Raw genomic sequence first — 25,123 nt, 5'->3', positions numbered from 1 at the left:
CATTTTTTAATAGTTTCGTAAGTTCTTTTATCGATAGTCTAATATAAATTAAATCACTTTACAAGAAATTAATTTTTAAATACATAAATAATAACACTTAACACAACAATCAAAATTTAAATAGGCAATTATATAATAGAAAATTATATCATAAAGTTAACATATCTCTAATTTCTATCGCTTTATTGACATAATCAATATCATTTGAGTCTGGACAACTTTCCTTTAGTATCAATATTACCCCATCCGAAGCAAACTCTTTTATAAGATCCACTGAAATATTTTTTATTCTCGAACTATCCTTAATATAGGTGATCCAGCCAATAGGTGGATCAAAATCTTTTTTGTTTACTTTGTGAAAAAAGGGTTTTGTAAATATAGTCCCGTCAATAGGGTGCAGAATTATTTGCAAATTTTTCAATAAGGCCATAGCAAAATGAATATTGATAAATCTTTCTATTTGTTCAGATGGAAACTCGAATAAAAAAAATGAAGATCTTGAACTTGATGTAGGTGAGACATCAATAGAGATATTAGCATTTGACTCTATTATACTATTAGGAGTATAAGAGGTCCTAAAACCAAACGGACTAATAGACTCATTTTGAAAATCTTTATCTTTTGAGTTTGGGTTTATAAATGCTATTTCTTTGTCTTTAATTTGAAGAAATACTTTGTCGTAGAAATCTTCAAAGTTATCTCCAAAGTTAATTGCAGAATTTGTCTCTAAATTCCAACTTCCAAAATTAGAGAAGTAACTATCAAAATTCATTAATGATTGCAAAATATTTTTACAAAAATTGATGTATTCTTCTGCTGTAAGGTCGGCTTTATCAAAGCGTAATCTAAGCATAACTTTTTCCTTCATGGGGTAAAAATATTTATTTAGTTGTTACAATGACATCTATATTTATTCCTTCTTCAGCAAAAATTTCTTTTAATTGTGCTGCTTTTTCTTCTGTAGGAACATGATATTCTAATTTACTTCCTGCTTCGCTAGCAATGTCGGCATCCATCCTTGCTTTATTAATTTCAGATTGTCTTGCTGCCTTTTCCCACGGCTTATTTCCAGACGGTGGCCATTTATCCCAGTCCTTTGCATCTTTAAGTGCATTGGTTTCAGGATCGTAACCATCAAATTTTTTCTCTCCGCTCTTCATCTTATCAGTCTTCACAACATACTCAGTGTTTTTTGGTGCACCAGTTACTTGTTCTTGGTATGCTGCACCTTTTTCAGGAGTAGTACGAGTTTCCCATGTACCTGGACCACCATCCGATTGACCGTTTTTAAAAGATGGTTTTTTAGCTTCATAAGCCTTACCATCTTTACCTTTAGCTGGGCCCTCTTCAACAGGCTTATTAATATTTCATAAAGTATAAATCTCTTTTCAGCCAATTTTGAAAACTAGTTTTATAAATTAGAATATTAAATTCAAAAAAAATGCTATCTCTGTTGAAAGATAGCATTAGTTAATTGTTCATTTTATATTTCGCTTATAGAACTGAATTTCTATTAAGTTCATATATATCTATTTCATTTTCCTGAAGTAATGATTCTAAGGCTTCATCACCCTTATCTATTTTAAATTGAAGCTCGTTTTCTGATATAGGGATACAAAGTAAAAACTCCACTTTTTTTGATTCTAAACTTAACCCCTCTAACTTATCTTGCCATAAAAAGGGAGTAGTAAAAAATATGTGTTTCATATCTGAATCTTTAAAATAAAACTCAATCATATGCATGAATACTACTCCTGGTCTACATTCATATCTATCTTTGATAATATAGAAACAACAAGTTGATAAAACGTTTGGAGCCTCTTGAAACTCTTTATAAGCAGCTAGTAAAAGCTCTATAGCAATGTTTTCTTGTTTTTCACCAATCTGCACAAGATTTTTATGATCAGATAAGCCAATCGAACAATATATCCCTACATTTACATCAATTGGATCCTTTAAACTTAAGATATCAATTTGATTAACTTTATCATTATCAAAATAGGGGTAAACATGTGGTTCGAAACCTATTGCACCAGCTACAAATCGAGCTATTTTTATATTTTCTTGAGATACTTCCATTTTCAAATTTAACTAACTCAGGCTTTAAAGATCTAACGCTAAATGTGGATTATCTTCTATTAATTTGTGTTTACATTGACTTACCAAGTCTTGTTGCGGTATTTCTATTGTCATTGAAGGAAGCTGATTGATTTTTAGTTTCATCAATTCATCCAATCCATTATAGGTAGGAAGACCCAATACTTTTCGAATAGCCAGCCAAGCCAAAATCTCAACAGGAAAAATAAAATAATCAGAACTGGTAAACTCAGGGCTAAACTCATTTCCATCCTCATCGGTAGCTACATCTTCATCGCATTGGGCGATGTGAAAAATGCTTAGCTTATCAACAATATCATTTAATTTTTGTTGGTCTGTAGTATCCCAATTTGCCAAAGCTTCTTCATAAATCCCTAAGTGATCAGGATGTTTTAGTTTTGTTTTGTCGAGTTCTATTTTTTGCCATTTACAAAAAAGCTCAATCACAAACCAGGCATAAAGTGGCTTTGCTATCCATCCATTATATTGTTTTCCATAAAGCATTTTTAGTAGTAAGTTACCATATTTCTCCGCTTCATTACACCATCCAAGGTAAAGTAATTGGCCAAGGTGCATTATACTTCTATCAAATGGGATCGCACTTTTATAAGAATTAGATATTTGACCTAAAGCTAAATCCCAATTGCTTGATTGCATTGCCCAATATGTCGAAAGCGACAAATATTTATTAGTGATTTTATGTTCATTAATGAAATCACTGATAAAATGCCATAAATTCCAGTCTGCTAAATAATTAAAATTGCTACTTACAGTGGTTAAATGTTTTTCTCCCTCCAAATACAATTTTAAATCCTCAAACGGTTCCTCTAGGTGGGACTTTTTCAATTTAATTAATTGATGTTTTTTCTTTTTTTTTGTGTATTCTGTCGCTTCAATAAGTGATTTCATAATTAGAATTTTATTTTTTATGGATTAGGATCCCACCCTCTTGGTTGTGGGTCTGCACGTAAATCTCCATTCTTGTCAACATAAATATCATATTTCTCATTATTAATCGGTTTACCATCAAATTCCGCTTCTTTAATTGCTTCATTAGCGGCCTTCGCCTCTTTAGAACTTACACCATCCGTATAACCATCTTCTTCATTAGCCGCACGATTTAAACGATCATTGGTGTATTTTTCACCACCCATTGTTTTTTGATCGCCTCTTAATGGAATTTCTTTCATATTTCCATTATCCCAAAGTTTGTCTTGCTGAGTTGATTTAACTTCAACTTTCATTATTTCGCCAGTTTTGGAATTGCGTGCAACAATATCTACGCCATTTCCTGATTTGTTTTGCACTTCATAAAACTGGTTAAAACCTTTACTTTCTAACATCGCTTTAACAACATTTTCACCAAAGTCACCTAATTTTTCACCAACCTTCATCTTGAAGTTCCTGAAATCGAATGACTTATTCAATTCATAAGCCTTCCCATCTTTACCTTTAACTGGGCCCTCTTCAGTAGGCTTAACATTTTCAACAGGTTTAACCTCTTCTTCTTTAGGTTTCCCTTGTTCGTCTTTTGATGCAACTGGTTCTTCTTTATTACCACCAGCGGGTTCCTCTTTCGGCGTAACACCAGGTTTCGCACCTGGAACCCTCAAATTTAAGAAATAAAGCAATAACATGGCATCCATCGGTTCTGCGCTTCCGCTTGCAATCCGCTTTACGCTGCCATATTCAGGAAACGCTGCATTTCCAAAAGCGGCATCGCGTTCATCCACATTATTAATGTCAATCTGCCCTAAGGCCTGTTGATTTGAAACGGCATTAGCACCGAAGTACAAACGTGCCGCCATTCCCCAACCCGTAATTGATCCCACAATATTTGTGCCTACACTGGCCAGTGTGGGGAGAGACAATGCGGCAGCACCAGAAAGGAATGCGCCCCCTAAACCTATTAGTGCACCACCTAGCGCTCCCAATATTACGGTCTCACCAAAATTCCCCATCCCTACACGAAGGGCATCCCACCAATTTTTTATGTTAGGTGCATGTATAATTTTAGATCCAAATACCGGACATTCCATGGTACTTCCAGTGGTTAGTGTTTTTTGTCCGCCGATCATCAAATTGCTCTTATCGCCAATCCAGGTTCTGGCTATAGCTGCTTTCTGACCACACACCATCCCCCCCACTATGCTACCAAAAGCAGCACCGGCGGCACCAGCAGCAGCGCCAACTGCAACCATTACACCTAAAGCTGCGCCTCCGGTTGCCACAATTAATACCGCTATTACCGCAGCAATTAGCGCCATAATTAACATCACCCACTTGCAAACAAAATCACCGATTGATGCCGTGGCAGTATCACTTTTAATCAGGTATTTTTTACTATCTTTCTGTTCTGCAATGCGCTGAATACTTTGCATTTGAGCGGGCATAATACCGCCTGAACACATCCAATAATCTTCCTCAGTTGCAATTTTATTTCCCATGTCAAGGTTAATCTAACAGGCTGAAATTTATCTTTTTTGGTGTTTCTTCTGGAGCATTTTGTGTGGTTGCAGAGGCTTTTGGTTCGTTTTCCACTTCCTGATTATCTGCCATAATACGATAAACCATTTTTGCTTTTAATAATTCAGGGTGAACAATTTCTTCTTTGGTGATTAATCCTTCTAAAACCTTTCCGCTACTATAATCAACCTTATACTTAGCTTCATCCTTGACTTCCGGCTTTCTATCGGCAATTTCCGTAATTGGAAAACTACCGTAAGCATTTTTAATCCATGTTTTATCAAAACTTTGCGTTGGGTGACCAACTATATTTACAATTGCTTTCTTTTCATCAGTTAGTGAATTTTCAACTGTGATGGCATAACTCCATTTAACAGATTCCTGCGCAAACAGACTTTTTTTGGTAATGTTTTTCCCACCGGGTAAGTTTAAACCTAAATAGGCATTGAAAAACACCTCAAAAAATTCATTCCCTTTTACCGCAGCTTTAATATTTTCCGGACTATTAAAAAGTTCATCATTCAATGCAATGATGCCTTTCATATTGTCATGCTTGGTCTGTATGACTTCCATTTCAGCTTTAACTTGCGCCCATTTACGCTGTATTTCTTTGATATTTTTAACTTCAAGTAATTCACCTTCTTTACTAATCAGCATATTGAGTTCATTATACATCCTTTTAAAGGCATTATTAAAGGCACTTAAATCACGCATATTGGGATTATTACTTTCTTTCAAAACGTTGTCGAGACTTAATACTTCGATATGATAGCCCTGGTCTGTTATTTTCAGAATGCGAACATCCCACCTAAACTCAGTAACGGTTTTCACTACTAGGCTACTCATCACAATCTCAGAAGTTTGTTCAACGAGATACCTTTCTGTAAAACACTTATTAATTTGAATTTTCGATTGCTTATTTTCAGATGAATTCCAAAACATAAATTTTAGCTTTTAGTTAATAAAAACATCACCACCATCAATTGTGGTAACACCACCTGTAACATGGTTGGTGCCAATGATCTTATTATTGGTCGATGTAATAACAGTGTCTTTAGCATTAATATTTGTGGCATCGCCTTTAATATCAATTTTTGCGGAGTTACCTCCTTTTTTTGCAATCTCTATTTCTGATGCGTGAATCGTAATTTTATCCCCTTCCAGTGTAATTGCTGCCGCACCGTTCGTTAACACAACCGTTTGACTTGAAGTTACCGTGACCTTATTTTCTCCATCAACTACAATGTGATTGCCACCCGTTTTATCTTTAATCGTAATCCCTCCACCATCATTTAACTGAACAGTATGCCCGCTTTTAGAAGTTAAGCTTTTGCTGTTATTGCTTGCGCTACCACCACTTCCGCTTTTGCCATGGAAAACTGAGCCCAGTACAATTGGCCTTGCGACATTTCCTTCTTCAAAACTTATCGCAACCTGATCGCCAATTTCAGGAATAAATACAAAGCCCCTGTTCTTGCTTACCTTTTCGCTGCTTCCGGCATCAGGCGTAATGACCCGCAGCCATTCAGTCACATCATTGGTTTTACAAGCCCATTTAAACTTCACTTTAATCCGACCCTGTCCCTGCGGATCTGCATTGTCGATCACATCCGCTAATTGCATATCAGGCTGTGGTTTCTTATAGTTGGTTACCTGGATCCGTTCAGTTGTGGATACTACACCTTCAAATGTGTTGTGGTACTTGCCTGTTCCATCAAGATTGTGGGTAATACTGGTGATTAAAAACTGACCTAAACTTTCTGTTAAAAAAGCAACCTCTTGCCTGATGCTCATGGTAATTTCAGCGATGGTGCCAATGCCCAGTTCACAATTATCGCCACTGGCGTTCACCTTTAACAACTCACTGATGTTTGCCTTTTCTTCATTCTCTACATGGCTTTTAATGTCGCCATTATTGTCTACCCTGATTAATGAAGGCTGATTGAAGGTTTTGCTATACATCAGGTTGGAAGCTTTTATGGCATGGGCCAGATCTGGATTTCCATCGGCTTTTCCACTGCTTTCGCTCTGTAACATTTCATCCTGTTTGGGGTTGTAGGCAAAACGTTTATTTTTAATTGGTGCAACTTCCATGGCATATTGAAGGTTGTGCACGTCACGTCCATAAAATAAGGCGATATCTTTTTGCACATCGGGTTTACCAAAGTTGAGTTGCTGCCCATCGTAGTAGAGCCACTCATGGTATTCGCCAGATAATCGGTTCAGGAATTCCCAATCACTTTCCTTGTACTGAATCAGGTAATCGATGCTAGATTGTCGACTTGCGTTCGTTACAATTTTTAAGTCGTTGGCAGGAGTATCGCTGGTAGCCAGTTTTACAATGTCGTTCAGATCCTTATCCAGATAGGATCCCAGGTCTTCGCCACGATCTATTAAAATGGTTGGACTGTAACCGCTCACAATCAAAACGCCATGGTAACCATGACTTTGCGCCAGCTCTACCCGGGTTACCAGACCTGAAAAATGCTGAAGCTGAGTTTGTGAATAACCAAAGGATGCGGTTAAGGTTTTACCTACAAAATCGCGACTATCATTCAGGTGAATTAAACCTGGAGCACCCATTTGATCGTGATTAAACCGCAATTCGAAATAATGGTGGCTGTTGAATGCCTGTTGCAGGCTGAAGGAGGCAAAATGGTTGATTGCCTTGTCTTCTATATTGATCTCGGTGATGAGTTTCTTTTCCATAATTAACGGGTCATTCGTTCATTGGTCTGGGTGCAAAAATTCGGTGCTTTCCGGGTTTTTGTGGCAATAAATTGTTCACTAGTTCAATGGTCATTTATTTATTAAAAGAGGTGCAAGAAAAATTCAGTGCTTTCCATGTTTCCGTGGCAATAAATTGGTCACTAACTCAATGATCATTGGTTTATTGAAACCGACGCAAGAAAACTCCGTGCTTTCATATTTCCATGGCAATAAATTAGTCACTAGTTCAACGCTCATTTGTTTATTAAAAGCGATTCAACAAAAATTCCGTGCCTTCCATGTTTCCGTGGCAATAAATTGTCCACTAGCTCAACGATCAATTGTTTATGGAAAGCTATGCAGGAAAATTCCGTGATTTCCATAGCAATAAATTATTCACTAGTTCAATGGTCATTTGTTTATCAGTTCGGATGCGAAATGTTTCTGCGTATTTTGCATTAACTTACAAACAACTGAAAACCAAATTTACTTAACCGAATACTATGGGTATGTCAATTTAGATGAGTATCAGAAATAATTGGATTTGATACACCAAAAAGCAACTGGCAGAACCAGTCACTTTTTGATGATTTCTATTTTGAGAACTATGCCTTTGGCCAATCATTTTCGTGTTCTGCATTACCCAGTTTGAGTTTACGGGCAGATACTACGAAAGTGAGTGTCATTGGTGTATTGTCATTTACGGCAATACCTTCGCTATACTGAACGATATAACCATCTTCGAAAGTTAATTCTTTCATTTTTGCATCTTCTTCGCCTTTTTTGAAGGTGATGGTTCCTGATTGAGGTTTGTACTGGTTATTTACCATCGATTCGATTACCGAAGTATCTTCTGTAGATTCGATTTCGATGTTAATGGTTCCACCGTATACCCCTGATGATGGACGGCCCTTAGCGTCTACATCTCTGTTTAATGAAAAGCTGCACTGTAATACATCAAATTCCTTTGAACCTAATGTTAATCTGGTTTTAAATGCCATTGTGGTAAGTTTTAAATGTTTTTGAAAAAATGAATTGCGGTTTATCAGGTTAGTTGGTTAGATGGGTTATGAGCGTTACGAATAATAGCTAAACAATACTAACCGATAATAACCACCAAAAGGTTATGGGTTATAAGTTTAGAGAGGTTAGAAGGTTAGAAATGCACTAAACAACACTAACCGGTAATAACCACCAAAAGGTTATGGGTTATAAGTTTAGAGCGGTTAGAAGGTTAGAAATGCACTAAACAACACTAACCGCTAACCCATACTAACCTTTTCCTTTCTACGCTTTAGGCCAATCGTTTAAATGTTCCGCATTCCCGAGTTTCAGCTTTCGGGCTGAGATCTGGAATTTAAGCGTCATCGGGTGATCGCCTACAATGTTAATTCCTTCGGAATACTTTACAATGTAGCCATCTTCAAAATCGACTTCCTTCATTTTGGCATCTTCTTCAGATTTCTTAATTAAAAGGGTTCCGGTAATGGGTTTGTACTGGTTATTTACCATTGCTTCGATTATTGAGGTGTCTTCGGTTGACTCGATCTCAATATCAATGGTGCCGCCGTAAACTCCGGAAGAGGGTCTTCCTTTAGCATCTACATCGCGGTTTAACGCATAGGCGCAATGAAGTACATCGTACTCCTTGCCCGAAAAATTCAATCTAGCTTTGAAAGCCATAGTGTCTAAATTTAAAGGTTAAATAAATAGGTTAATGTAGCGTCCGCTACATCAATCGTTAACCAAATATTAGGCCAATTAGCAGCTATCTTATTCATTACGAACGAATAATAGATTTATTTTTTTATAAAAACATGCAATTGATAATGGAAACGCAGTTTTTCTTCGACAAAAAAAATGTACTTTTTTAATCTCGGTATTCGTAAAACTTCTTATACAACCTTGAAACGTGAAAAGATTGTAGCGTTTTTGGACAAATTGGGGATTTTTTCTACAGATGTAGGGGCACTTAGTCGTTTTTCGTTGCTTGTTTTTCGTTTAAGGATAGTTCAAATTGTGTAATTGACTGTGGTGGATTTGCTTTAAGCTTTAGTCTTTGAAGCAACTTACCAATTATCAGTAGCCCCAACCGAAACGTACCCGCGTAGCGCCCGATGGATTGGTAACGGAAAGTGTGATGCCCGCTCCTGCTCCGCTTTTGTTTAATAAACTGTAGCTATCGCCATCTCTGATGCCCGGCCAGTAGATACTGGATAAATTCGTGTTCTGAAATACGTTTGTAGATCCTACGAGGTATGCAACCTCGTTATCACTGCCCACCGCGCCAGTGTAATTTTTGCCGGTCGTCATCCCGGCGCCGAATTCTGTTACAATCGTTCTTGAAGCATAGGTACCGAATCTCGCACGCCAATTGGCTTCCCAATCACTTTGTGTTCTAACATTCCAAAATGCATAATTATGCAGCGCGAGTAAACAGTCTTTAAACCGTACATCTGCACCTATCCCATTTACATCTTCAGCATAACCTGTACCTGATAGCAGAATTCTGCTTCTTGGAAGATTTGGGAACTTTGCTAAAAACTGTTCATAAACTGTACTTAACTGTGCTAGTGAATAACCGTAAGGCTCATTGATTACTTCTATGTACACATCACTTTGCTGGCCATATTTATTGATGACGATGGTCCACATTTGCAAAAAAGCATCCAGATTATCGATCTTACCATCCTTAGTGGCAGCACTTTCCCAGCAAGATAGAACAACCTTTAATTTCTTATTAAGTGCCTGATCTATTGTAGCCTGATAAGCCGTCCACCACCGCTCTGTTACTGAAGGCGGGTTAATTGGTAGGCGGATTGCATTAACACCTTGCAAATTAGCCAGTACACCATTATAAATGGCATTCGATTTTGTAGCCACCGTGGTATAATCATCCCCAGCATCTAAACCTGATGGAATTACCCATCCATCCACAAAGTTATCACGGGCATCAGCCCAGTTTACACCGGAAATTAGCGGATGTACAGCCTGCTCTTCGGAAATGGATTGTGAAACCTCTACTGCTTCCTTGGTACAAGCTGATAAGACCAGACTTAAGCCTGCAATCCATGCGTAATTTCTGATGCCCATGATATTTGCTTTAAATTATTTGATTTTCAGTATTCTGATCATTTTTTCACTTCTGTAACTTCATCTAAAATTGGTTTTGTTAAACTGCTGAGCACATTAACTTCTGGCTTGTTCAGTTCTAATACGATGATTTCATTTGCTCCTTTTTTCAACCATTCTGCAGGCAGATAAATAGTTTGCTGCGGACCAATACTCCAGTATTTACCAAGGTTATGTCCGTTTACCCAAACTACACCTTTGCCCCATTTCCTTAAATCCAGGTAAGTATCGGCTGGCGTATTTACTTTAAATGAACCGAGTTTCAATACCGGAGAATCTCTCTTGGCCTTCTCAGCATTGATTTTAGCAGCTTCAACCTTATCGAAAGGTAGAGAATACATGGTCCATGATTTTAGTGGTGTACCACCAAATGAAACCTGGCCCACAATTCCTTTTTTATTTTTGAGGAGGTTAGGTCCGAAGTTAATTCTACCCATATTTTCTACAAAAATTTCGAGTATATGGGTTCCGGCAGGGATATCAAGCGATAAACTTTCCTGTCCCAATCTCCTGTCTAAAGTTCCCTTTCTCTTGCCATCAAGATAGATGATGGCATAATCGCGAAGGCCATCAATTTTCAAATCTGCTTTTTTACCACCTGTGATTTGTGTTTTATACAGCATGTAACCATAGGCTTGATTCAGGTCTTCAAATGTTAGCGGTTGCTCACTCACTTTACCCTGAGCAAGCTGATCAAAGATTCCAACTTCCTTCGTAAATTTAATCTGATCCAATGCGATGGTTGGTTTAGGTTGGGGCACTTCCGGTAATTTTTGGTCTTTAGGCAAGTGTTTAGCGATAACCTCTCTAAATTTCATAAACTTATCAGTCGCATTTCCAGCCTCATCAAGCGGTGCATCATAATCATAGCTGCTAATTTGCGGCTCAAAAGGAATGGTGTCTCTAAAGTTTGCGCCATTCATAAAACCACGCGTGCTTCCCCCGTGGAACATGTACATATTAATCGAGATACCGCTAGAAAGTACGGTATCCAATTTTCCGGTATATTGTGCTGCAGGAACTTTATGGTGAGGTGTGCCCCACCAATCAAACCAGGCTGGATACCATTCTGCAATAAAGAATGGTCCTTTTCCATCGTTCAAACTCCGAACAGCCTGTTTTACTTTTGTTGGATTATCCTGACCATTAATGGCTGGCATCAAACCTTTCAAATGGCCTTTAACAATATCTTTTTCCGGATCGCAGGTATATAATAAACCGTCAAAACCAGCATCAACAAACATCTTGCGATTCATTTCCAGGTAAACTTTATCAGCTCCATAAGAACCATATTCATTCTCTACCTGTACCATGATGATATTTCCGCCGTGATTTACCTGAAGCGGTGCCAGTTGTTTACCAATCTCATCAATGTATTTTTTGTATTCTGCCAAATATTGTTTTTCGCGGCTTCTTACCTCGAGGCCTTTTTCATTTTGCAACCAGTAAGGATAACCTCCAAATTCCCATTCGGCACATACATATGGGCTGGGTCTTAGGATTACCCACAGGCCTTCTTCTTTCGCAATTTTGACGAACTCGGCGATATCGTTGTTACCTGAAAAATCGAATTTGCCTTTTTCCGGCTCGTGTAAATTCCAGAATACATAAGTGCCGATGGTATTTAGCCCCATTGCTTTAGCCATTTTCATTCTCGCTCTCCAGGCCTCTCTAGGCACTCTCGGGTAGTGAATTTCTCCAGAAATAATTTGGTAAGGCTTATTATCCAGCATAAAGGTGCTGTCGCCTAAAGTAAAAGAATGCTCGTTACTTGTCTTTCCACATCCAAAAAGTGTGATAGCCAGTAGCACTACATTTAATATAAGTATCTTTTGTTTTTTCATGGTATTAATGTTGAGGTATTTGCGGTTAAGTGCATTCCTATTTTTGTTTATTCGCAATAATAGTGGTAACGGATTTAGCAGGAAGCGTAATTGCGTTTACTGCGGCAACAGACTTCGCCAAACTTTTACCTTCGGCAGTGGTGTAAACGGTTACGCTTTTTTGTTTTTGATCTATTCCTTTCAAATCAAGGTTAATGGTATCGTCACTGTTATTCACCGCAACAGTCACCAATTCATCCGCTTTAAAATAGGCCGAAACATAAAAATCTTTTTCATCAGAGAGCTTAAGTTCAACCCTTTTACTACCTGGCGGGATGAAACGGCTATAGTTTCCAAATGCCCAAAGCGTTTTGCTGTCATAAATTTTGCCATTGGTTTTGCTATCATCAATATACAAGAGTCCGTCTTTATAATCACCGGTTGAGATGGCTAGCCACCATTGCCATGAACTGGCATTGGCATAAGTTAAATCGTGGTGAATGAGTTTCGCAATAAATAATGCCGTTGTCATTCCCAGATCTCTGCCTTCTCCTTTTAACAAACTATCGCCAAGCACACAATATTCTGACATCCAGAATCTCAGTTGATCATATTTGGCAACTTCATCTTTTACGGCTTTTCTAATCTCAATTGCTTTCTGTTCCGGACTTGTAGTGAAATAACTATGTCCGGAAATACTGCGGTCTACGTTTTTCAGATTCCCTATATAGCCCGGTGATGCAGGGTTAAAAAAATATTCGATCTGTTTGCTTTTCGCTGTATCCGGATGATTAGTGAGATAGTTTAACTGGCCTGCATCTGCAATCTGAATTTTCGTTTTCAACTGGGTTTTGCTTAATGCAGCACTCACCTTTTTAACCAACACCGCCAATTCGCGATTGGTATATGGGCAACCTTCCTGATTTCCTTCATTCCATTTCCACTGCGGTTCATTTACCGGGCTCAAATATTCCAGCTCCACTCCTGTTTTCTTCTTAAGCATTTGAGTTGTCTTTACCAGATCCATTGCAAAATCGTCTGCTTTGCTGAAATCGAGATTGGTTTTTCCGTCGCTTGAAAATGCTTTGTTATTTAGCGTGAAATTTACATGCGGACTATTTACAAATCCCAGAAAATGTTTAACGCCTCTGGTTTTGGCTGCATTCATAAACCAAACCTGACCGGGCATGGCATTCTCATTGTATGTTTTATCTGCATTTAAAAAAGACTGCTGCCTTCTCCATTCATTGCGGATTCCGCTGGCTTTTCCTTGCTCGGCACTTCCGCCACCGATAGCAAAACGCCAGAAATTAAGACCAATTCCCAAAGGATTTCCGGCTGCATCAGTTTTGGTGCTGAAAAGCAAATCTGCCATTTTGTTTTTTTCTACATCAGGCCATAAACCTGCAAACTGGCAAATCCACGCATCAGAAGCACCAAAACCCTCTATTGTTTGGGCAGATTTTTTATAATCTATTTCTGCGGTGATACGTCGTTGATTTTGTGCATTTGAAATTGTTGGCGAAATAGACGCCAACAGCGCAGTGACAGTGAATGTAAACGATAATCGTGGTAAAAAGCGATTCATTTTATGGTGGATCAAAATAAGCAATGAGGCCTGTATCCTGCAAATCCATCTACCGGATTGAAAAACTTAACCAGGGGATTTCATTCGGATACATTACTGATGTAACGTTTTCAATGCTTTAGTTTTACAATAGTTTAAAAAGCGGGGCTTACTGCCCCGCATAAAAATCTCAGTACCCAGGATTTTGCTCCAGCTTACCACCCGAAGATAGAATTTCTGCTCTAGGAATTGGTAACCAATATTGTTTATTCTGAAAAGTTTTGCCATCAAGCGCAACTTTTGGCGCATAGGTTAATGCACTTCCTGCTTTGGTCACAATAATTCCAGCAGCAGGCTTACTTTCTACCTGTGGCGCAATCTGCCAACGGCGCACATCATAATAACGATGCTCTTCAAATGCGAGCTCCACTCTACGTTCATAACGAACGGCATCTCTCATTTGTGCTTGGCTCAATCCACTTGCCAGTGCCGGCATATTCACATCTGGTCTTGCTCTTACCATGTTAACGGCTTGCCTGGCGCTCATTGATGCTCCGGCAGGAACCGCATCTGGTCCGTAAGCTTCGTTTGATGCTTCTGCAAAGTTCAATAATACTTCTGCATAGCGCATGTAAATCCAGGGCTGTAAACCCGCAACATCCCATGGATTATCAATTGGAAAGGCGTCGTTCATGAATTTCTTTAAATAATAACCGGTTTTGGTCGTGTTCCAATTAGAGTTACCGTCTTTACTATCTTTTCCACCCGGAACAAAAGCCTCCATGTTTCTGCCGCGGTAGTTTGCACCATCATAAATTACGGTGTAACCAAATCTTGGATCTCTGTTTTGATAAGGTTTAGCAGGATCATAACCAGAACCCGTTTCTGTGATGGCTCTTCCACTAGTGGTTTGATAATCATCAACTAAATTCTGCAAAGGCGTGTTTCCACCCCATGCGTTATAACCATTAGGTCCGTTGGCAATTTCCAAACAAACGTGTCTGGCATTGGTGGTGAATAATCTTTCAAAAATTACTTCATTGGTTTCGTTTACCAGGAACATATTATTATATCCGCCAGTATAGATCCCATATTTATTTAAGCTAATTACAGCCTGAGCGGCTGTTGCGGCATCTGCCCAGGTTCCGGCATTATAAAGCGGGCTAGCGGCATAAAGTGCCAGTCTTGATTTTAAGGCCAATGCGGCTCCTTTTGTGGCTCTGCCCAATAACCACGCACTGTTATTATTGGTTGGTAAAAGTGCCGCAGCAGCATCCAGTTGTGTTAGTACATAATCGATACTTTCTTTAAGTGTTGCTCTTTTAAAAAGTGCGTCATCCTGCAGGTTATCGTTTAACTGCGTTACTTTATCACTCATTAAAACGGCACGGCCATAATTGCGGATCACATCCTGGTAACGGAAAGCCCTGATAAATTTCAGTTCGCCTTCAATTAAACGTTTATGGCCTGCGCTCATATTAATTTTCGAAAGCACTTCCAAGGCGTAATTGCATTCGCGGATGCTGCGGTAACTTCTAGACCACAAAGAGGCCGTGCTACCTAAATTATCCGGAGAAATCTGTCCGCGTTGCATGGCCCAGCTTCCATCATCGTTGGTGTAAATTGATTCGTCTGTGTAAGAACTAGACATGCTGTATTCAAACCCCCGGCCAAAGCCAGGATTGGAGCCCTCTCCTTCCTTATCCTGTAACCGCGGACTTACGTAACGATTGAGTACAAAGGCTTCGAAAATGGTCGAATCATTTTCTACTGATGCCGTACTGATTACAGATGTGGGGGTGATTTCTAAAAAATCTTTCTTGCATGATGCGAATAGAAGCGCCGCACCAAGGGTAAAATATAGTGGTTTATATACTTTCATGATGTTAAAATTTAACGTTTGCGCCTATGTTGATGATTCTTTGTTGTGGATAGAACTGGCCGCTTTCACTGCTTCCTTCAGGATCGTAATCTTTCACTTTCGAAATGGTGAATAAATTAAAAGCACTTGCGTACAATCTTAAACCAGAAATTTTAATTTTGGATAGCAGGCTGGTATTGAAATTATAACCCAACTCTACGTTCTTCATTCTAAAAAACGAGGCATTGTTTAACCAAAAGTTATTGCGGAATGCACCACCACTAATGGCATTAGATGCGCGTTCTGTTACCCGTGGAAAAGTACCTGCATTGTTGGTTGGAGAGAACCGGTTATCGGCCCAACTGCTGTAGAAATTACCTACGCTTCCAGATTCTGGTAAAACATACTGGCTTACGCGGGATTGGCCTGCGAAAAGCACAGACACATCGAAGTTTTTGTAAGATGCGTTTAAGTTTACACCATAGGTAATTTGAGGCACATTTCCGTATTTACTTCTGGTTTGATCTTTAAAATCAATCACACCGTCTCCATTAAAATCTTCATATTTCAAATCGCCTACTTTGGCACCTGTAACATGTGGGTAGGCATTTAATTCATCCGCATTGCGGAAAATACCTAAGGAATTGAAAAGCAAATAACTTCCAATAGGCCGACCTGTTTGGCGCTGATAATCCAGCGTACCTGCTGCTTCATCTATAAAAATGATTTCACTTTTCGCATAAGTCATGTTTCCGGTTACACCCCAGTTAAAGTTCTCTCCAGAATGGTTATAACCTAAACTCGCCTCTACACCTGAACTATTGATTTTACCAATGTTTTCTGATGGCACCAAAGGAACAACTCCATCTTGCGGAAACGGATTTACGATACCCGATGTTCCCGGAATGGAAGCATTTCTGGTTAATAGAATATCGCTACGTTTTTGATTGAAATAAATGGCTTCTAAAGTGAAGTTTTTTAAGAAGGTAGCATTAACACCAATATCCAACTTATTTGCCCTTTCCCATCCCACTTGTGGATTGGCTAATTTGATCAGGTTTAAGTTAGGCTGAATCACATTTACACCACTGCCTGGATTAGCCGCAACAAATCCATTTCCTATTAAGGTATAGTTATCAAAGTATTGGTAAGGTGCGATTAAATCACTTCCCAATGAACCATACGATGCCCTAATCTTTAAATCATTGATAAAAGAAACATGATCGCTAAACCATTTTTCTTTGCTCACTCTCCATGCCCCCAAAACGGAAGGAAAATAGCCAAAACGGTTTCCATCTGCAAAAAGAGAAGAACCATCTACACGCATCTGACCTTCTATAATATAACGTTCATCGTAATTATAGGCAATCTTAGAAATATAACTCTGGCGAGGATAATCTGTACTGCTTCCTGAGTTTCTCAAATCTGTAGCTGCTGTACCACCTTGCGAAAGTTCTGGTAAAGTGGTTGAAATATAGTTTAAACGTTGTGCATCAAAAATCTCATAACGTTGTCTGCTTTGCTCATAAGCAACAAAGGCATCGATACTGTGCTTACCGAATTTCTTTGCATAATTTAACCTTACGTTAGAGGTGATGAGGCTGGTGTTTGCCTGAGACTCGTATAAAGTTGCTTTTGCATTACTGCCACCCACAACTACCGTGTTATAAATCCCGGAAGATTGATCGTAAGAATATAAATTATATGGTTTATTGAAATTCTTCGCAAAATTAGAGGTTTTATCTACTGAGAAAAACCCGTCTACCGAAAGTCCGTCTACACCTGGAATCTGATAACTACCTCTTAAAATGGCATTGAAAACCTGGGTTGGATTTTTAGCCGTACCACCAAGATCAGTTACCTGAACGGCAGGGTTATTATTTTCGATGCCTGTTGTTGGTAAACCATTTGGATAAAAGGCACTAACAATTGGCTTTGCACGATAAATGGAACGGAAAATATCGCCAGCACCAGAGATTGGGAAAACGCGGTCTTCCTCTCTTCCAGAGATACCTAATCCAATTTTTAGTCTTTTGGAAATGTTGGCATCAATGTTCGATCGGAAATTATATTGTTTATAGCTTGCTGCACCGTTTTGGTAAATCGCATCCTGATAGATTTTACCCAGCGACACGAAATATTTCACATCTTCTGTACCGCCACTCACGGATAAACTGTGCTGATTTTGAAGGGCAACACTCTTTAGTGTTTGTCCAATCCAGTCTGTATTAGGGAATAAAAGCGGATCTGATCCATCGCTGAATTTTTGAATCTGCGCTGGGGTATAGGATTGATTAAGGCCGCCGGCAGGATTAGAATCAAAATTGATTTCATTCATCAATTGGGCATAAGTTGCTGCATCGGCCATTTTTGGCAAGCGCGTTGGCTGACTAAAACCCTGGTTAAAGGTATAACTTACCGTTGGTTTGCCGAGTTTACCTTTTTTTGTAGTAATTAAAATTACTCCATTTGCTGCACGATTACCATAAACCGCTGCTGATGCATCTTTCAGTACTGAGATACTTTCTACATCATTTGGATCGATCCTTTCTAAACCACCCAACTGACCTGGAATTCCATCCACTACCACTAAAACATCGGTATTGGTTGTGGTACCTAAACCACGGATTAAGATTTTAGATCCATCATAGCCTGGTTCTCCACCTCTATTATTGATTACCACTCCGGCTACCCTACCTGCAAGTGAGTTAGAAAGATTTGGTTGCGGACTTTTTACCAGGTCGCTCCCTTTAACTACAGCAACTGAACCGGCTAATGTTGCTTTTTTCTGTGTACCATAACCCACAACAACCAACTCATTTAAGGATTTAGAATCTGGTGCAAGCTGCGTATTTACAGTAGATTTGCCCCTGGTTGCTACCTCTGTATTTGCATATCCAATATAGGAAAAGACCAGGATGGCGTTTTCATTCGGTACTTTAATGGCATATTTACCTTCGCTATTGGTTTGGGTTGCCACTGTTGTTCCTTTAACAGCAACACTTACTCCCGGAAGTATTCCACCATTTTCATCGTAAACGGTTCCGCTTACGGTAATTTCATCTTTGGCTTGTAATGGGCGGATAGCGCTTAAATGTGCGGATGCCATTGCTTCCTGAGCAGACAGCAAAGAAACACTGCCGACTGATACAATGAACAGCGTTCGTTTTGCACTACGACAAAACAGAACAGCCTGGCGCTGTAAAATTTTTCTCATGTTGGTTTAATTTGGTTACTTAATCATTAGCATTTTCTTTCGATCTCTTTCGCATGCTTTATTATATCAATAAGGCATAACTGGAAGTTCATTTGAAAGCACTGCTAAATTCTACCAATTCCAACTAAATTAAAGGGGGTAAATAGCTAATATTAGCGGGGTAAAAAACCAGAAAAGGACGCTATTTGCGCCAATTTAGCTAAAAATGGTTTTAATGTTGTTAACGCTGCTAATTTCTTAAAATGATAGCACATCAAAAATTCAGCTTACGGTTTTGTGGCATCGCCTGCTTGTTCATCAGGTTTGGTTTCCAAAAGGTGCATAATAGTAAGCGCGATTTCAGATGCTGAGTCTCCCTAATTCCCAAATTAGCGGCACTATCATTTTGTCTTTTTCAACCCCGGATCGATGGAGCGATTATTGGAAAAGTTTTTCCGGTATTTTTTGATGTAATCTGATGGGTTCATGCCAAATACTTTTTTAAATTGTTCTCTAAAATACTTGATATCACTCATCCCTACAGTGTACATGGTTTCCTGTATGGTCTTATCGCTGCTGATAAAAATTTCGGCAGCCTTCCTTAGCCGGATAAACCGGATGAAGCTGTTGGATGAATGCCCTGAGATGGATTTGATTTTATTAAAAAGATTAGCTCTGGACATTCCAGTTTCTTCTGCCAGCATCTTAATGTTAAAATTAGGATCTTCGATATTGCGTTCTACAATCGTAATGCAATTCTTAAGGAAGTCCTTGTATTCGGCAGAAATTTTCGAACTGGTTGGATTTAGCGTAATCTCGCTGTAGAAATATTTCTGCAAACTATTTTTACTCTTTAAAATACTAGCAATCCTGGCCACGAGTAGTTCTTTATCGAAGGGTTTACTAATATAATCGTCGGCGCCGCTCTCTATCCCCTTTAACTTAATTTCTGCAGAGGTACTTGCGGTTAATAATACAATTGGAATATGGCAGATCGATTCATCTTCTTTAACAATGCTGCAAAGCTCTATTCCGCCCATGCCCTGCATCATCACATCGCTAATTACCATATCTGGCAAAAATTCGCGGATAATGGCAAGGCCACTTTCACCATCGCCTGCCTTATAAATCTGGTATTTTTCTTTAAATACTTCGCCCAGGTAGTCGGCAATTTCTTCGTTGTCATCTACAATCAGAATAGATTTTTTCTCCTGAGCCAGCATATCGCCCAATACTATTTCCTTATTCTTAACCGGTTCGGTTACCAGATCATCCTGGTTCAGTTCTTTTAGAAAGGAAGAACTCTCCATTCGATCGGGAACAATAAAAGCAGGGTTAATGTGCGAACTTCCCTTCAGTAATTTAATATTAAATGAGGTTCCAACGCCATCGTTATTTTGACAGTTGATGGTGCCTCCATGCATCTCGATGAAGTTTTTCACCAGGAATAAACCAATTCCAAACCCATTTCCAAATGATCGGTTGGCATCAGATTCCTGATAAAAGCGGTTAAATATTTTCTCCTTAGAATCCTCTGCAATACCACAACCGGTATCTGTAATTGAAATATTAACCTGATCTGCTGTTTCATTAATTTCTACCGCAATCCGGCCGCCATCTGGCGTAAATTTAAAGGCATTCGAGAGCAAGTTGAAAACTGCAATTTCGAGCTTTTCCCGGTCAGCGAAGACATCAATCCTTTCTGAGACAGAGATAAAATCATATTGAATGCCTTTTGAACGGGCCTGATGAGCAAAGCAAAGAAAAACCTCTTTCAACAATGTGGTTAGGTTGAGGTTCGCAGCCTTCAGGGTATCACCCTGCGCATCTGCCTTTCTAAAAAGCAATAACTGATCTACAAGACTTAATAAGCGTTTGGCATTCCGGTAAACGATATGCATACTACTGGTATCGAGACTCTTATCATCCTGATAAAGAAGCTCTTTTACAGGATTAATAATTAAAGTAAGCGGCGTTCTGAATTCATGTGAAATATTGGTAAAAAAAGAAAGCTTCCGTTCATTAAGTTCTTTCTCCTTTTCACCTTCTATATGCGCTACTTTAATTTCATATTTGAGTTCATCCTGTTTTTTCCGGTACGAAATATAAACGTAAGTACTTGCCCCGATTGCACTAACATAAATCAAACAGGCCCACCAGCTTAGATACCAGGGCGGATTTATTTTAATCACAATCGTATAACCTTCATCATTCCAAACCCCATCATTATTGGAGGCCTTTACCTGAAAGCGATAGGTTCCGGGGTTTAAGTTGGTGTAGGTGGCCTTTCGCTGATTGCCAACGTAGTTCCACTTTTTATCGAAACCGACCAAGCGGTAGGCATATTCATTTTTCCAGGAGTAGGCATAATTAAGCGCCACATACTCTATCGAAAAAACACTTTGATCGTAGTTTAAAGTAATTTCTTTGGCAACATTGAGGTTTTCCTTTAAAGGACCATCTGCCTCTGGCACAACAGATTTATTAAACAACTGGAAATCGGTCAGGTAAACAGGTGGTGGCACCCGGTTAAACCTGATTTGATCTGGATTAAAAGAGAAATAGCCTTTGTTGCCCGCCACAAAAATCGATTTTCCATCTCTGGTAATAGTAGAATTTGCCAGCACGCCATCCGCTTCATCAAAATTTCTTACCTTTTTGCTTATCGGATCAAAGCTGGAAATACCACTTTCAGTGGCAAGCCAGATTTTTCCATCTGCATCTTCCACAAGGTCATTAAACACATTGCTGGCAAAACCATCGGTTTTTGAGTATACCTGCAAACTATTGCTTTTCGGCAGAAACCTGTTTAATCCATCAGGCGTGCATACCCAGATATTTTTTCTCGAATCGGTATAAATTGCCTTAACAATATTGCTGCTCAAACCTTCGCGTCCACCATTAACCGTTTCCATTGCACGGAAATGCCGGGTTTTAGGATCAAAAATATTCACACCGCCACCATAGGTACCAATCCAAATTTTCCCATCGGGCGCTTTTGAAAGGGCATAAGTGTGGTTATTATTGATTGATAAAGGGTTTTTGGGCTGATTATAAAAGTGTTCAAAATGGTTGCGCTGGCTATCGTAAATTTTTATCCCGGCATCGGTAGCCAGAATATAAACACCCCGATCTATCTCTAAAATATCTCTAAAAACATCTTCGTTAAATAAATTCCCTATAGCTGAATGGTGATAGTGATGTTTAAAAAGATTACTTTTTGAATCATAGCTATCGAAACCGTTCTCTGTAAGAATCCACAAAAGCCCATTGCTATCAAAATAAAGCTTTTGTATTTCATTACTGGTCAAGCTGTTTGAACTGTTGTTTTTTGAAAAGGCTACCGTTTTTCCTGATTTCTCATTGATGGAAAAAAGCCCGTTGTTCGTTCCCAGCCAAATAACAGCATCACGGATCACTACACTTTTAACTTCCCGGTTGCCGAGGGGCAGCAAATTAATATTAAATTTATATTGCTGATGATCAATCTTTCTTAATCCGTTTCGGCCGTTAATCCAAATGATTCCATCCTTATCCTTATAAGTATCGCCATAGGAGAAGTTGGGAATGTCGTTAATTTTATTCCAGCTCCCTGAGCGCGTGTTGTGCCAATAAAAACCATTGTTCCCTCCAACTAACACGAGGTCTTTACCTGTTGACATAATGCTGAAAACAGAGTAGTTCTCTCGATCCGGAATTTCTACCTTCGAAAATTTAAGTGTTTTGGGATTAAAACTAAAAAGTCCATTCCAATAGGTTCCAACCCAGATATTGCCGTCTGCCGCATTAGCCAATGCCCAAACATCGTTAGGATTTTTGGTACCCGGCTTTTTGTACTGTGCATAATTAAAAAAGGATCGCTTCTTTTTATCGAAACGATTTAATCCGGCGCTCCAGTTGCCTAACCATAAATCACCCCTCACATCTTCGATAATGGAATTAACCGATTTGCCAACCATGCTTTTTTTATCGGCGGCATTGGGTTTATAGACTATAAAATTTTTACTTGCAGTTACATACTGGTTAAAGCCATCATCAGTACCTACCCAAACTGCACCGTTTTTATCGCACAGCAAAGACCAGACTTTATTGTTGCTCAAAGAGTGGGAATTGTTATCGCGGTGTACAAATCTGGTGAAGGTTTCGGAAAGCGGATCCAATAGATTTAAACCATCCATAGTAGCTACCCAAATTTTCCCCTGATGATCTTCCACTATTGCATTTACAAAGTTGTTCGAAATTGACGAACTGTCTGCCGTTTTATTTGAAAAAACTTTAAAGGTATACCCATCAAAACGGCATAATCCATTTTCGGTACCTACCCAGATAAAACCCCGTTTATCTTTCAGTGTGGCAGTAGTATTTTTAGAAGGCAAACCATCATTTGTAGAATAGGTTTTGATTTCGCTCTTATACTGCCCTGATAAAAAAACGCTGTTAGTTCTCTGTGCTACAGAAATGTTGAGGGTAAAGAAAAGAAAGCAGCTTAAGGCAACTGTTCTTATAAATTTCATGCTTTATTTGCTTAGTCTTTGATGATTAAATGCCGGGAGCGCATTTAAATAATTAACGAAGATAGTTTAATATGTATTAATTTGGTTACAACTAATTTCAAAAGTGGATGAGTTAGCTTCAGATTGCTGCTATTTTACTTTAATAAAAGGGAACTTAATGAAGAAACTTAGGGTGATGAGATTTGCGCATGTAGAGAAATTGAGATCCGGCAGTTTTGATTCTTTTGCTGTCAAAAGAAAAAAAGCTCGTCCGGCAAGGACACGATAAGATCCTTTAAACCCGAAGCGTAAAAGACATTTTTTTCTAGCATTCATCTATCAGCTGGAGTTATCACCTGCTGAAAACTTTTCCCCGCTGCGCTGGCTTGCCTCGGCTGGCCGCCGAAGGGCTTCTACCTTTTTCTTGATAAAAAGGTAGCCAAAAATCAAGGCTTGGAACTGATGTCGGATTAGCGCGTCGAAATTTAAATGGCGGTAGCGCAAGGGCTCGATTCGCCTTGTAATACAGATTTGTTTTTAGGAGCCGTTCGCGCTACCTTGGGTTGTGGGGAAATTTGAACGTTGGTGCAAAAATTTCAACGGCTTCTCCTTCCATCATCTCCTAGGCCGGATAGCAGGGTGGCAATAGCATGATGAGAAAGTGGGATGCGGACTTAGATTTATAACAAGAATTGCGATCGCTATCACTACCCAACAAGGCCAAACCACCGTTTCTTCGTTCTGCTCTTAGACCGACATGGTCAATTTTTTGGGGTGGCACTACCTAAGCCTACCTCCTGACTTGGATAAAAAAATTGCGAGCCGGCAGTTTTGTTTCTTTTGCTGTCAAAAGAAAAAAAGGCCGTCCGGCCAGGACAAATAGAATCCTTTTAATCGAAGCATAAAAGACATTTAAATTGTACCAGTCATCTATCAGCTGGTGTCATCACCTACCAAAAACTTATTTCCGCTGCGCAGCCTTGCCTCGGCTAGCCGCCGAAGGGCTTTCTTCTTTTTCTTAACAAAAAGAAGCAAAAGTCAAGGCTTGGACCTGATGTTGGATAAACTCGTTAAAGCCTTGTTTCGGCAGCACAAGCACCCGATGAAAAATCGGGAGAGGACGCGCTGCCTTGGGTTTTGGTGGGTTGAAAGATTGTGGGGAAGCTTTAACGTTTTCTCCTTCCATCATTTCCTATGCCGGATAGCAGGGTGGCAATAACATGTGGCTATAGCAGGGTGGCGATCGCTGGGGACGTTTTGCAATTCCCCTCCGTTGGAGGGGTGCCCGCAGGGCGGGGTGGTTTTTGAACTGGCTGTTTTCCGCTGCGCTTAGCTTGCCTCGGCTAGCCGCCGAAGGGCTCTCTTCTTTTTCTTGACAAAAAGAAGCAAAACTCAAGGCTTGGATCTGATGTCGGATTAGCGCGTCGAAATTTAAATGGCGGTAGCGCAAGGGCTCGATTTGCTTTGTAATACAGATTTGTCTTAGGAGCCGTTCGCGCTACCTTGGGTTTGAGGTATTTGAACGGGAGTGCAAAAATTTCAACGGCTTCTCCTTCCATCATTTCCTATGCCGGATAGCGAGGTGGAAATAGCATGATGAGAATTAGATGCAGACTGAGGTTTATAAGTGGTTGAAGCTTTAACGTTTTCTCCTTCCATCATTTCCTAGGCCGGATAGCAGGGTGGCAATAGCATGATGAGAAAGTGGGATGCGGACTTAGATTTATAACAAGAATTGCGATCGCTATCACTACCCAACAAGGCCAAACCACCGTTTCT

General features: G+C 39.4%; 15 protein-coding genes. All 15 read right to left on the bottom strand.

Translation table 11 applies throughout. The features are described from left to right. Positions 1-148 precede the first annotated feature (148 nt). The 15 genes from SOM16_RS19235 to SOM16_RS19165 all read right to left on the bottom strand — a co-directional run bounded on the left by SOM16_RS19235 (position 149) and on the right by SOM16_RS19165 (position 23,365). Positions 149-868, bottom strand: coding sequence for a hypothetical protein (locus tag SOM16_RS19235; RefSeq protein ID WP_320465621.1), 720 nt, complete (start codon positions 866-868; stop codon positions 149-151). 13 nt (positions 869-881) lie between these two features. Then, positions 882-1,364, bottom strand: coding sequence for a Tox-REase-5 domain-containing protein (locus SOM16_RS19230; protein ID WP_320465689.1), 483 nt, complete (start codon positions 1,362-1,364; stop codon positions 882-884). Positions 1,365-1,494: 130 nt separating this feature from the next. After that, a complete protein-coding gene (locus tag SOM16_RS19225; protein WP_320465620.1) occupies positions 1,495-2,079 on the bottom strand; it encodes a suppressor of fused domain protein in 585 nt (194 codons plus the stop codon). A gap of 24 nt (positions 2,080-2,103) precedes the next feature. Beyond that, complete coding sequence (locus SOM16_RS19220) at positions 2,104-3,006, bottom strand: hypothetical protein (RefSeq protein WP_320465619.1); 903 nt, start codon at positions 3,004-3,006, stop codon at positions 2,104-2,106. Between the two features lie 17 nt (positions 3,007-3,023). After that, on the bottom strand, positions 3,024-4,544 hold the full coding sequence (locus tag SOM16_RS19215) for a hypothetical protein (RefSeq protein WP_320465618.1): 1,521 nt from the start codon (positions 4,542-4,544) through the stop codon (positions 3,024-3,026). Between the two features lie 7 nt (positions 4,545-4,551). Next, entirely contained in the window at positions 4,552-5,505 is a 954-nt protein-coding gene (locus SOM16_RS19210) for a hypothetical protein (protein ID WP_320465617.1), read from the bottom strand. 12 nt (positions 5,506-5,517) lie between these two features. Further along, the gene (locus SOM16_RS19205; protein WP_320465616.1) at positions 5,518-7,272 is read right to left on the bottom strand and encodes a type VI secretion system Vgr family protein; all 1,755 of its coding nucleotides are present in this window, start codon (positions 7,270-7,272) and stop codon (positions 5,518-5,520) included. A 605-nt stretch (positions 7,273-7,877) separates the two neighbouring features. Further along, on the bottom strand, positions 7,878-8,273 hold the full coding sequence (gene tssD / locus SOM16_RS19200) for a type VI secretion system tube protein TssD (RefSeq protein ID WP_029281980.1): 396 nt from the start codon (positions 8,271-8,273) through the stop codon (positions 7,878-7,880). A 286-nt stretch (positions 8,274-8,559) separates the two neighbouring features. Then, the gene (gene tssD / locus SOM16_RS19195) at positions 8,560-8,955 is read right to left on the bottom strand and encodes a type VI secretion system tube protein TssD (RefSeq protein ID WP_029288480.1); all 396 of its coding nucleotides are present in this window, start codon (positions 8,953-8,955) and stop codon (positions 8,560-8,562) included. 396 nt (positions 8,956-9,351) lie between these two features. Then, positions 9,352-10,365 carry a cellulase family glycosylhydrolase gene (locus tag SOM16_RS19190; RefSeq protein WP_320465615.1) on the bottom strand — a complete coding sequence of 338 codons (1,014 nt, stop codon included), beginning with the start codon at positions 10,363-10,365 and terminating at the stop codon, positions 9,352-9,354. A gap of 38 nt (positions 10,366-10,403) precedes the next feature. Continuing rightward, on the bottom strand, positions 10,404-12,248 hold the full coding sequence (locus tag SOM16_RS19185; protein WP_320465614.1) for a beta-galactosidase family protein: 1,845 nt from the start codon (positions 12,246-12,248) through the stop codon (positions 10,404-10,406). A 37-nt stretch (positions 12,249-12,285) separates the two neighbouring features. Further along, a complete protein-coding gene (locus SOM16_RS19180; protein WP_320465613.1) occupies positions 12,286-13,815 on the bottom strand; it encodes a glycoside hydrolase in 1,530 nt (509 codons plus the stop codon). 169 nt (positions 13,816-13,984) lie between these two features. Further along, positions 13,985-15,676 (bottom strand): RagB/SusD family nutrient uptake outer membrane protein, encoded by a 1,692-nt coding sequence (locus SOM16_RS19175; RefSeq protein ID WP_320465612.1) that lies wholly within the window; start codon positions 15,674-15,676, stop codon positions 13,985-13,987. Between the two features lie 4 nt (positions 15,677-15,680). Then, a complete protein-coding gene (locus SOM16_RS19170) occupies positions 15,681-18,872 on the bottom strand; it encodes a TonB-dependent receptor (protein ID WP_320465611.1) in 3,192 nt (1,063 codons plus the stop codon). Positions 18,873-19,252: 380 nt separating this feature from the next. After that, on the bottom strand, positions 19,253-23,365 hold the full coding sequence (locus SOM16_RS19165) for a hybrid sensor histidine kinase/response regulator transcription factor (RefSeq protein ID WP_320465610.1): 4,113 nt from the start codon (positions 23,363-23,365) through the stop codon (positions 19,253-19,255). Positions 23,366-25,123 lie beyond the last annotated feature (1,758 nt).

The sequence above is a fragment of the Pedobacter sp. CFBP9032 genome (assembly GCF_034045265.1).
In the GTDB taxonomy this organism is placed as follows: Bacteria; Bacteroidota; Bacteroidia; order Sphingobacteriales; family Sphingobacteriaceae; genus Pedobacter.
This window is presented reverse-complemented; position numbering and strand designations above follow the sequence as displayed.

Excerpts from the sequence above, each read along its gene's own strand:
- SOM16_RS19235 (WP_320465621.1), bottom strand. The coding sequence starts at position 868 with ATGAAGGAAAAAGTTATGCTTAGATTACGCTTTGATAAAGCCGACCTT.
- SOM16_RS19225 (WP_320465620.1), bottom strand. The coding sequence starts at position 2,079 with ATGGAAGTATCTCAAGAAAATATAAAAATAGCTCGATTTGTAGCTGGT.
- SOM16_RS19220 (WP_320465619.1), bottom strand. The coding sequence starts at position 3,006 with ATGAAATCACTTATTGAAGCGACAGAATACACAAAAAAAAAGAAAAAA.
- SOM16_RS19215 (WP_320465618.1), bottom strand. The coding sequence starts at position 4,544 with ATGGGAAATAAAATTGCAACTGAGGAAGATTATTGGATGTGTTCAGGC.
- SOM16_RS19210 (WP_320465617.1), bottom strand. The coding sequence starts at position 5,505 with ATGTTTTGGAATTCATCTGAAAATAAGCAATCGAAAATTCAAATTAAT.
- SOM16_RS19205 (WP_320465616.1), bottom strand. The coding sequence starts at position 7,272 with ATGGAAAAGAAACTCATCACCGAGATCAATATAGAAGACAAGGCAATC.
- tssD (WP_029281980.1), bottom strand. The coding sequence starts at position 8,273 with ATGGCATTTAAAACCAGATTAACATTAGGTTCAAAGGAATTTGATGTA.
- tssD (WP_029288480.1), bottom strand. The coding sequence starts at position 8,955 with ATGGCTTTCAAAGCTAGATTGAATTTTTCGGGCAAGGAGTACGATGTA.
- SOM16_RS19190 (WP_320465615.1), bottom strand. The coding sequence starts at position 10,365 with ATGGGCATCAGAAATTACGCATGGATTGCAGGCTTAAGTCTGGTCTTA.
- SOM16_RS19185 (WP_320465614.1), bottom strand. The coding sequence starts at position 12,248 with ATGAAAAAACAAAAGATACTTATATTAAATGTAGTGCTACTGGCTATC.
- SOM16_RS19180 (WP_320465613.1), bottom strand. The coding sequence starts at position 13,815 with ATGAATCGCTTTTTACCACGATTATCGTTTACATTCACTGTCACTGCG.
- SOM16_RS19175 (WP_320465612.1), bottom strand. The coding sequence starts at position 15,676 with ATGAAAGTATATAAACCACTATATTTTACCCTTGGTGCGGCGCTTCTA.
- SOM16_RS19170 (WP_320465611.1), bottom strand. The coding sequence starts at position 18,872 with ATGAGAAAAATTTTACAGCGCCAGGCTGTTCTGTTTTGTCGTAGTGCA.
- SOM16_RS19165 (WP_320465610.1), bottom strand. The coding sequence starts at position 23,365 with ATGAAATTTATAAGAACAGTTGCCTTAAGCTGCTTTCTTTTCTTTACC.